The organism is Rhodopirellula islandica, from assembly GCF_001027925.1.
Classification (GTDB): Bacteria; Planctomycetota; Planctomycetia; order Pirellulales; family Pirellulaceae; genus Rhodopirellula; species Rhodopirellula islandica.
The window spans coordinates 85,043-95,514 of record NZ_LECT01000053.1 but is presented as its reverse complement, the minus strand read 5'-3'; the positions used below and the strand labels follow the sequence as shown (position 1 = coordinate 95,514).

The window sequence follows — 10,472 nt, the reverse complement described above, 5'->3', positions numbered from 1 at the left end:
TGCCAGTCGCTTGGTCGACCCCTGCGAGGAAGGCGCGTCGCACACATCGCTGGACCACGTGCACGATTCCCACTTCGTTTGGATCAAACTGTTCACATCGCTGAGGCCGCGGCATCGCTCTGCTCTCCAAAGGGATTGGCAAGACAAAAGCATCGTATGCATCGCCGCAGCAAAGTCAAATGAAGGTGGCTGGCACCATATGGGAGGAAATGAAGGTGGCTGGCACCATATGGGATGATATGGGATGGCAGCTTGTGGGAGGTGGGGGCGTGGGGCTCAATCTTGTTTGTGAGAGATGGGACGCATCGCGGGCAGTGGGTTGGCGTCTGTTTCCCAGGCTCGGACTTGAATCTCGTCGATGATCGCCTCCCCGCCGCCGAGGACCTCAAACATCACGTGGATCGGTTCGTCGTTGACGGTTTGTCGGTACAGCGTGACGGGGGTCCAATCGGGGCGATCGCGAATGAGGACGCCGAGTTCTTGCGTGCCAAGGGAGTCATACATCAACAGCCCTTGATGAGGGCCGCCAAATCCCAGCGTGCGGACGACCGCGTCGATCCGGACGGCTTGATTGGGTTCGACAAAGATCGGTGGGCTGCGGACCAGCAACGCGGTGCCCTCGTATCCGCCTGGCAACGCATCGTCCCGTTTCGGGATCACGCGTACAGCCAGTGCCCCAGTGCCGTGAAAGACGCCGCGGTCCACGCACTCCGCCGTGGTTTCTGCCCATTCAGAATGGCGACGGCCAAAGGTCCAACCCTCGGTTTGCAGACTGTCGGGACGGTCCATGCCGCCGCCGCTAAGTAGGTTCACTCCCCAACGGGAGCGACCGTGGATGTCGCCAATCGGTGGTAACTTCAGCACGGAAGACGTGGCCAAGCCGGAATTCAACAACGGCGACCAGGCAATTTGGGTTTCGAAGTTGCCTGCGTCGAGCGGTGGACTGCTGACAATGCCGTACGGGTCTTCCCGGAAGGCATCGCAAAGCATCCAGTTGGCTTTCATGCTCCAGGCGTCCGCCCGCGCGGCCAACCGCAATGCGGATTGGGCATCGTTGCTGCGGACCATGCGTTCCGAATTGTTGATGGTGCTGCGTGCGACCTCGAGCAAGTCGTTCGGTGCGTCGCGAGAAACGGCTCGGGCGGCAATGGCTCGGGCCCAAGCGGTGCCCGACTGTTCAATGGAATCGCGAGCCAACTGCCAACGGTCCAAAGAGGCTTGTTGTGAAAACTTGTCCAGGGATGAGGCCAGCTGACCGCCCTCGGAAATTTGGTCGCTGATCGCGATGACTTCGACCACATCAGGCGAAACGATTTCGATTGAGGTGCCGTGTGGGGTTGTCTCAGGCTCGATGCGTTCGGCGGCGAAGTGAGTCAAACGCCACATCAGCTTGCCTTGCTCAAACGCGGGCAAGTCAATGCGAAGGGTCTTGCCATCGCCGCTCATGATGCGTGTCCCACGGACCATCGCAGACGTGCAAATCAGAAATGTGGTGGAACCGCTGGTCAGACGATGGGCGGTGTAGTAAGGCCCGACCGGAACGGGCGTGACATCCGGCGTGCCGGTGGAAATCCATTTTTCGAGCGAGGCGACAAAGCGGTTGAGGAAACTGATCGCCATCCCACGGTTTTGGTCCAGCGTTTCACCGGAAGCCAATGAACGGGTGGACCGAACGAGGATTGCCGACGGAGCATCGGCCATCGCATCGGCGACCTCTCGCCACATCGGTTGCCAAGCAAAGGTCTCAGTGGCAGGCGTGCCGATCCGATTCGCAATTGCATTGGACTGAGCAATGGAGGAGGCGTTGGGCATTCCCAAGACACTGATTGCGATGGGTTTGCCGCCCAACCGAAAACGTTGCTGGGAACGTTCGGTGCGAACCGCTTCACTGGAAAGAGCGCGAATGCGCGGCGGGGCAGTCAACACGGCGGCATCCAACATGGCGCCATAATGCCGAAAGTCCTCGACGGGCGAACCAACAATCGGTCGCTGCCAACGTCGTGGCAACGCGCGCAGGCGAGCAACCTGTTGAGTGACTTGCTCACGGTGGTGGCTGTCCATCACCAGGTTCGGTGCCGCAATCCAGCCCGCGACCGGTTCAAGCAAGGGCTCGAGTTTGGGATCCGGAACGGTTGGGCACGGCGCGTAAATGCGCATGCGATGAGCAATCGCGTCGGACAAGATCGCAGCGGTCGGCGTCTCCGCCAACCAAATCGCATCGAAGCCCAAGGAACGAATCCAACTGAGTGGTTCGTTGTTGTACTGAATGATTCGTGTGACGCGCCCAATGGGAAACGCGGGTTGATCAGCCGGTGAGATCAATGAACGAGCGTTGGCGACGGACTCGGTCAGATTCGGGCGTCGCCCACCTTGCAAGATGGAAAGGTCGATGTCCATCCGTGAGGAGGATTGCAGCGGTGTTCGACTGTTGTTGCTGGACGAATGTGGGGAACTGTCCAGTTCGGTCACGGGAACCATGGCGTTGACCCGAAGGTCGTCCAATCGCAACGTTGCGTTGCCGGGTTTGCCATACGCATTGACGACGACTGCATCGACATAAGGCGAGGACACGTCGGCTTGGATTCCGTACTCGTTTCGAAGGGCGATGATTTTCAGACGCAGCGGAGCGGTGATGTGACTGATTCCCAGCCGTTGAAATTCTCCCACCCGGCGATACTGCGAACCCAAAATCAAAACGGAAGCGGGACGCCGTGTTTCAGGATCGATGAGATAGGGGAACCGGACTCGAAAGCCAATTTGAATGCCGGTGTTGAGACCTTTGACCGAGACCATCGCAGACAATTCATCGATGGGGCGGACGGGTTCGATCGGATAAACCAAGATGGCCTGCGTGCCATGTCCGGTCACCAACGAGATCGCTTCGCAGACTCCGCCTTCGGCCGACGGGTCATGCTCATGGCCTTGGTCAGCCACCTTGGCATCGCAATCACTTTCGTGAAGTGACCAACGCGGCGGATACGCATCGAGCGAATCAATCAGCTGCGCGGATGCCACGTTGATCGTGGCTAGCAAACACACGAACGCAACGAAGCTGGATGGGAGGTTCGCGCAAGTGGCCGTTCCGATGGAACTCAATTTTGTCACGATCTCGGTTCGAGTGGAACGCGCAACGTTGACCAACGCCCGATTCGATCGGGACTGCATCGGAATACTTTTCCTAGCCGTTTCAGCCATCGCGGGAAGTTCTGCAAACGTGTCGGCAAGCCAGATTGAACGTTGACCACCTTGGGAGCCAAGGGAACAATCCCTTGCAAGTGACCGGGAGGCGAAAACGCAACATCACGTTGCGAAACTTCCCCAACTACGGGTTGATCCCCCGAAACGCACCTAAGTGCTTGGGATACCAAGTCTTGGGCAGGAAAGCCAGATCGAAAGTGTGTTGCTAGAACGCCACGTTGCGAAAACGCAACACACATCAATGAAAACCGTAAGTGCTTTTCCCGTAATGACTTCGGGACCACAACGTCGTGTCGGCAGGCAGCCGGCACCGCAAGTGCAATGGATGGCTCTCACCAAACAAGCAACGACTCGCTGGTTTGGTCCCACACCCTGACGCCCTCGAAGGAAAGTCACTTCTATGACCAAAATTGCTGCCAACAACACCGCCAAAATCAACGACGAAACCCCAGTTGAACTGCAAGAAATGGCTGCCGCGATTGATGCCTTGCCCGCTCGGTATCGGGACGCGGTTGCACCCGCTTTGGCTCGCGTGGTGGAATGCAGCACTCGCCGTCGTCGGATCTTGAACTTGGTTCAAGAAGCCCTGTCGCAACTTCGTTTGGACATGAAGTATCTGATCTTCGATTTGGAAGCGACTCGTCGCGAACGCGATCAATACAAAGAAATGTTGGAACAAGACGGCTCACTCTAAGCCGCTGTGATTCAGGGCGACGATCCTGAATTCAAATGGAACCCTGCTGAATTGGGTTCCTGACACTGGGTGTGTCGTCAGCCAGCAGCCTGTCGATTGATTCAGCCGGAACAAGCTCGTGTCCGGTTTGTCTCCGGTAGCCGTGGGCAATCGCCCATCGACTGATCGTTCAATCTGCGAAACGTATTGAATCAACAGCCTGCTAGACCTCGCGGCGCGTTGGCACGCGATCCCTCGCTCACGCTTCGGGTTAGGATTCAATCAACAGGCCGCGCGCTCGGAGGTTCTCCGAGCTGGGTTGCTAAGCCGCTCGCTCGCCTGCATCGCCGAAATCTTGCTGCCTGTTGTGGTGGTCATCACCCTGCTGATCGTTCTTTTCGATCTCACCGGACGTGTTCGAACGAGGTGGTGTCGCATTGGGCGACATCTTGGATGCCATCGCTTCGTATTGTTCCGTCGCACTCATTTGCGAAGCATGAATTGGTGAGGCATGCATGGGGAACGATGGTGTTCCCGTCGGCGAACCCACGTTGATTTGGGGGGCCAATTGCTGATTGGCTTCCGACGAATCGCTGGTTTCAGCGCGAGTGCGTCGCCCATGTTCGGGAACCATCTTGTCAAAGAGGTTGCCTAGCAAACGCGGATGAAAGCAGACATAGGACCAAAACAGTCCAAACGCCACACCGCCACACACATCGCTGGTGAAGTGAGCGCTGGTGTTGACCCGGTTGGCCAGCACACCCATCCAAACCATGACGAATAACAAGCGACCTCTCGGGACAACCACCCACAATCCGATCAGCATGGCGGTCGCGGTGACAACGTGACCGCTGGGAAAGGCTCGCATGGCCGAGTCAAACGAAGCGACTTCGCTGAGATCCCAATCGAATGCCCAAAGCCAAGCGGAATCGTGACCGGCATGGTTGAGATTGAGGTTGCTGGGACGAGGCCGGATCACAAACATCTTTGCAATCGTCGCAATGGCTCCACCGCCCAGTGCCAACGTGACTAGACGAGGCAAATGCCAACGCCGTTTGGGGGCCATCAACAAAATGGCAAGCAAGATCACAAAGACCCCGTAACCGTGCGAGAGCACCAAGGACAATTCCAAGGCGGAATCCAGTTCCGCCGGCAGCGGTGCGGTGCGGAAGTACGACGCGATGTTCACATCGACCAGCGTCATCATCGGCACCAGCATCATTGTCATCGCTGCCATGTAGAGCAGCGTGACGGGACGATACAGGGTCACCGCATCGTTCGTGGTGCTGGTCTTCGTGAACGATTGATGTTCGCGAAACTGACGTTCACGGGTTTGGTTTTCGCGAAGTTGACCTTCGCGAGGCGATTCGAGTCGATTCACGATGGCGTCCTGTATCGCGACTGGTTCAGATCGGCGGCCTGGAGGACGGATTCTCGATCGGAGAAACGGGGCAAGATCGAATCGATCGGTCGTGCGGCCCGCGTCGTTTGATGTGAATCCTGGACGATCTAGACGGTACGAAACGCTGGCTCACCGACGGAACCCCAGTCGGGATGAAGATTCGAGGGCGGAGAAGGAATGGAAAGCGAAACCATTTGATTTCCCAGTTGTCCGCGCCTCTCCAGACGACGCATTTGGCCCAGGGAGGCAGGCTGCGAAACCCGTTGTGTTTGCTGCGTATGGAGTTCGCAGCCCACGTGATAACATGCGATCTTTCGATTCGTTCCGTGAAACATTGCCGTCATGAAACAGCACGTCCAGCGACACTTTTCCTTTTTACGCACGACCGCGATTGGTGGCATTTTTTTTCTGCTGCCGTTGTTGGTCGTCTTGGTGCTGATCGGGCAGTTGGTCCAGGTCATCTACGCCGTGGCGGTGGCGCTTCTGCCGATCTTGCAGGATTACACGCCATTTCATGACACGACGGGGTACCTGTTGATCTTCGGAATCGCGACTTTGTTGTTGATCATGGCCTGTTTCGTCTCGGGAATCATGGCGAGACGATCGATCGCGAGGCAGTTCACGCGGTTCATCGAGAAATATTTGTTGATGCTGTTTCCTCGCTACGCGATTTTCAAGGAGCAGCTCAGTGGGAACATTGGCGGCGACGTTGCGAAAAACCGATTGCGTCCGGTCGTGGTGCAATTGGAGGGGTACTCGCAGTTGGCGTTTGAGGTGGAGCGGTACCGGGGAACGGATGTTGCCAACGATCCCTTGGGAGTGACTTTGTACTTGCCGGGATCGCCGGATCCCTGGAATGGCAAGGTGGTGATGGTGGAACCATCGCGAATTCAGCGGATTGATGCACCCTTTGGTGACGTGGTGGGCACATTTGAACAGTTGGGCACCGACACGCAGAAGTGGGCTCGAGCGGGGGCCGTCGCGGTGCAGGAGGAAGAAAGCTGAGCCTGCCGTCGCATGCAACGCATGCCTGTGGGGGACGAGATCGAAGCCAACCGGGCTGAAAACCTATCCCATCCGGAGCGGGAACTTCCGACATTTTTGCGAGCGTTCTTTGGGGGCACATCCGGAAAGGTTTAGCGGGGGCGTCCTTCCCATTGCGAAAGGATGGTGAGCGTTGATGCCAAAATGGTGCGATTCGCTATACTTCCGGCCAGCAAATAAGACCCTTTCCCATCATTATCAAAACGTTTGCATGACAACTGATTCACGTCACTACTGGGGCATCGACATTGGCGGCACGAGCATCAAGTGCGGTCTGGTCAATTCCGCTGGTGAGACCGTCGCCTTTGAGCAGGTGGCGACGCTGGAATCCGAAGGCCCTCAAGCGGCGGTGAATCGCTTGGCAACGATGATCCGGGAAGTGGAGACGAGGACCAAAACGATTGGGAATGTGCCGCGGATTGGCATGGGAGCCCCTGGACCGATGGACCTGCACCGCGGGATTTTGGTTGCACCACCACAGTTGCCTTCTTGGTGGGAATTCCCGTTGTGCGAGAAACTGTCCGAAGCCACAGGCCGGCCGATCTCGTTTTTAAATGATGCCAACGCGGCAGCGTACGGTGAATTTTGGCTGGGAAGCGGTTCCCAGGGCTCGTCGATGGTTCTGTTGACGCTGGGGACGGGCGTTGGCGGTGGAATCATTGTGGAGGATCAATTGGTCAATGGCGTCAACAGCTTTGGCAGCGAATGCGGTCACATTGTGGTGGACTCGTCGCCGGATGCGCAGCTTTGTGCGTGGGGCGGTGGCCGCGGGCAGTTGGAAGCGTATGCGTCGGCCAGCGGGGTGGTTTTGCGAACGCGGCATCGTTTGCCGGAGTACCCGCAATCGTCGTTGCAGCAATTCACCGGAGAGGACAGTTCGCTGTTGACCGCCAAACGGATCTGGGAAGCAGCGGCAAACGGCGACGATTACGCGAATTTGATGATCGACGAAACCGCTCGTTGGCTGGGAATCGGAGTCACCAATTTGGTTCACACCTTGGACCCAGGGCATGTGGCACTGGGCGGCGCGATGAATTTTGGCGGGTCCGAGTGTGAGATCGGGCGTCGCTTTTTGGGGGGGGTAACCGAAGAATTTCGACAACGGACCTTCCCCTATGTCTTCGCGGGAACGACCATTTCATTCGCGACGCTCGGGCACGAAGCCGGTTATTTGGGCGCCGCCGGGTATGCTCGCAAGAAAGACTCCTGAACAGCAGATGCTGTTGTGCTGGGATCGAGCGGTCTTTGTGTGGACGTGAAATCCTTTGCGACCCCGCACCGATCAGCGATTCGAGCCAAAACGCCAGCGTCGCGTCAGGCCCAAGACACTGCATCGCGGTTTTCAAAGGATGAAAGCCGGTTGCCGTTTTGAACATTCACCATCATTGAAATTGAAACCGGATGGCATCGAAACCCTCTCGTTCGCAAGAACACATTCGCAACTTCTGCATCATCGCTCACATCGACCACGGCAAAAGCACGTTGGCCGATCGTTTGTTGGAGAGCACTGGCACGGTTGATAACCGGGGCAAGAAAACGCAAATGCTGGATGACTTGGCGTTGGAGCAACAACGCGGCATCACCATCAAGGCTCGCGCCGTCGCCATGCGATACAAGCGAGACGGCGTGGAGTACGAACTCAATTTGATCGACACTCCCGGCCACGTGGACTTTCAGTACGAAGTTTCACGCTCGTTGGCTTGTTGCGAAGGAGCGCTGTTGTTGGTCGATGCATTCCAAGGGGTGGAAGCCCAAACGGTTGCAAATGCGTTTGCGGCGATGGAGCACGACCTGACGATCGTCCCCGTGATCAACAAGATCGATTTGATTCACGCTCGGCCAGATGAAGTCGCCGAGGAAATGATGAATTCCCTGGGCACCGACCCGGATGAGTGCAAGCGGGTGAGTGCCAAGACCGGCGAAGGTGTCGCGGCATTGCTCGATTCGATTGTGGAAGCCGTTCCGCCACCAACTGGCGATCCGAACGCTGTGCTGCAGGCGATGGTCTTCGATTCGAACTACGACGATTTCCGCGGTGCCATCACCTACATCCGAGTCATGGAAGGAACGGTCCGCAAAGGTCAGAAGATCAAATTCTTGCGGGCTGGATCGACGCATGACGTCGTGGAACTGGGCCAATTTGCGCCGGCACGCGTTCCCTGTGATGAATTGGTTGCCGGACAAGTGGGCTACTTGATCTGCAACATCAAGAGTCTGGGGGATGTGCACATTGGGGACACGATCAGCGTCGCCGGCAACGACCCAGCACCAGCGCTGCCCGGCTATGACCGGCCCAAACGCATGGTTTACTGCGGTTTGTTCCCCAGCGACGGGCAGGACTTCAGCGAACTGCGGGATGCGCTCGAGCGATTGGCCGTCAACGACCCGAGCTTCGAGTTTGAACCGGAAACCAGTGATGCACTTGGGTTTGGTTTCCGGTGTGGATTTCTGGGGTTGCTGCACATGGAGATCGTCCAGCAGCGATTGGAGCAGGAATCCGACATCGATTTGGTTCAGACCGCTCCCAATGTGACCTACGAGATCACCGATAAACGCGGCGTGACGAAGAACATCCACAAGCCACAAGATGTGCCCGATCCGGGCGACATTGAGAAGTTCTGCCAACCGATCGTGCGTTGCAACGTGATCGTGCCGGAGGAGTACATCGGCCCAGTCATGAAACTGTGTCAGGAACGACGTGGGATTCAAAAAGCTCACGAGGTTCTGGGAGCGTCGCGAGCAATGTTGACTTACGACATCCCGTTGGCGGAAGTCATTTACGATTTGCACGACCGCATCAAGAGCTGCACACGCGGTTATGGAACGCTGGACTATGAGATGGTGGGCTACGAAGAAGCCGACCTGTGCCGTTTGGACATTCTGGTCAACGGCAACCGCGTCGATGCGTTGTCGGTGGTCTGTCACCGAGCCGACGCTGACCGTCGCGGTCGTGCGGTGGCAAAGAAGCTGAAGTCGGAGATAGAGCGGCACATGTTCGAGGTGGCCGTGCAAGCCGCGATCGGCAGCCGCGTGATCGCTCGAGAGACCGTGCCTGCGATGCGAAAGAATGTGACAGCCAAGTGTTATGGGGGTGACATCACTCGAAAACGCAAGTTGCTGCAGAAGCAGAAGGAAGGCAAGAAGCGAATGAAGGCGGTTGGCAACGTGGAGATCAGCCAGAAGGCCTTCATGGCGGTTCTGACCGACGGCGAGTAGGAAACCAGGGCCGCTGAATGCTGCTTTGACTCACACGATTGGAAGGTGAATCGTGAGGGAAAGGCGATTCATCAACTGGTTTGGGTTCCACGCGTGAAACTGTTGTTTGCAAACTTTCCGATCGAATTTCCGGAATGACCCGCAAGATCGGAACAGTTTGACACGATACAGGTACTACGCAAATGAATGATCCTCTGCGGATTGGTTCAAGTGCGGATTTGCCAAGTCGGAAACCAAGGAAGGTTGCTCGGATGACCAGCAAGATGACCACAACATTCACACGATTCGGGACGTTGTGCCTGCTCACCATGGTGGTGATCACGAGCACAGGTTGCTATGGCCTGGGCGGCAGCAACTACAATTTGGGGATCCTCGGGTTCCCCATCCCTGTGAGCCCGTATTACCAGCACAAGCAAGAAGAGAAGTTCCACAACAAGGAACGCTACGATCGCGTGCCGATTCTCGGCCCGACCACGTCAGGTGGTCCGCCGATCGCGTTGGATCCACCCAGCGATGATGAAGTGATGCAGGCTCTCGAACAGGCTCGTCCTGTTCAAGGCGGCATCCCATTGATCTGGGAAAAGCAACGCAACGATGTGCGGATCATCAAAGAGAAGATCTCGGACTACATCGATCCACCGCGGTTCTACCCGCTGATCGGACCGGCTCAGTTGCACCATGCACACTACAAGTGCACGATTTACTTCGATGAGTCGACCATTGTCGGTTACCCCGTGCCGCACACCCTGCGTGACCGGGAAGCGATTGAGGTCGTCTACATTGACCACAACCACTTCCACATGGTGGGCGACGTCGAGCCTTACACGACTCCGAACTTGTAGGGATCGGGAATCCGGAGGTAACATTCCGGTTGGCAATCGCACTGAACAACGACAACGGCACGGCGGGCATTTGAGCTCGTCGGGCCGTTTCTTCGTT

At 57.0% G+C, this 10,472-nt stretch carries 7 protein-coding genes; 5 read left to right on the top strand and 2 right to left on the bottom strand.

The features are described from left to right. Positions 1-276 precede the first annotated feature (276 nt). On the bottom strand, positions 277-3,105 hold the full coding sequence (locus RISK_RS26060) for a hypothetical protein (protein ID WP_390173967.1): 2,829 nt from the start codon (positions 3,103-3,105) through the stop codon (positions 277-279). Between the two features lie 493 nt (positions 3,106-3,598). Between RISK_RS26060 and RISK_RS26055 the strand changes: the two genes are divergently transcribed. Then, the gene (locus RISK_RS26055) at positions 3,599-3,892 is read left to right on the top strand and encodes a transcription regulator (RefSeq protein WP_008653083.1); all 294 of its coding nucleotides are present in this window, start codon (positions 3,599-3,601) and stop codon (positions 3,890-3,892) included. Between the two features lie 301 nt (positions 3,893-4,193). On the opposite strand, the gene RISK_RS26050 is transcribed toward RISK_RS26055, so the two are convergent. After that, positions 4,194-5,252: a phosphatase PAP2 family protein gene (locus RISK_RS26050; RefSeq protein WP_047817257.1), complete on the bottom strand. Its 1,059-nt coding sequence runs from the start codon at positions 5,250-5,252 to the stop codon at positions 4,194-4,196. Positions 5,253-5,615: 363 nt separating this feature from the next. On the opposite strand from RISK_RS26050, the gene RISK_RS26045 reads away from it, so the two are divergent. From RISK_RS26045 to RISK_RS26030, 4 genes are all read left to right on the top strand, one after another. Then, complete coding sequence (locus tag RISK_RS26045; protein ID WP_047817256.1) at positions 5,616-6,278, top strand: DUF502 domain-containing protein; 663 nt, start codon at positions 5,616-5,618, stop codon at positions 6,276-6,278. A gap of 250 nt (positions 6,279-6,528) precedes the next feature. Then, entirely contained in the window at positions 6,529-7,527 is a 999-nt protein-coding gene (locus RISK_RS26040; RefSeq protein WP_047817255.1) for an ROK family protein, read from the top strand. Between the two features lie 191 nt (positions 7,528-7,718). Continuing rightward, complete coding sequence (lepA, locus tag RISK_RS26035; RefSeq protein ID WP_047817254.1) at positions 7,719-9,533, top strand: translation elongation factor 4; 1,815 nt, start codon at positions 7,719-7,721, stop codon at positions 9,531-9,533. A gap of 182 nt (positions 9,534-9,715) precedes the next feature. After that, entirely contained in the window at positions 9,716-10,375 is a 660-nt protein-coding gene (locus RISK_RS26030; RefSeq protein ID WP_047817253.1) for a hypothetical protein, read from the top strand. Positions 10,376-10,472: the final 97 nt, after the last annotated feature.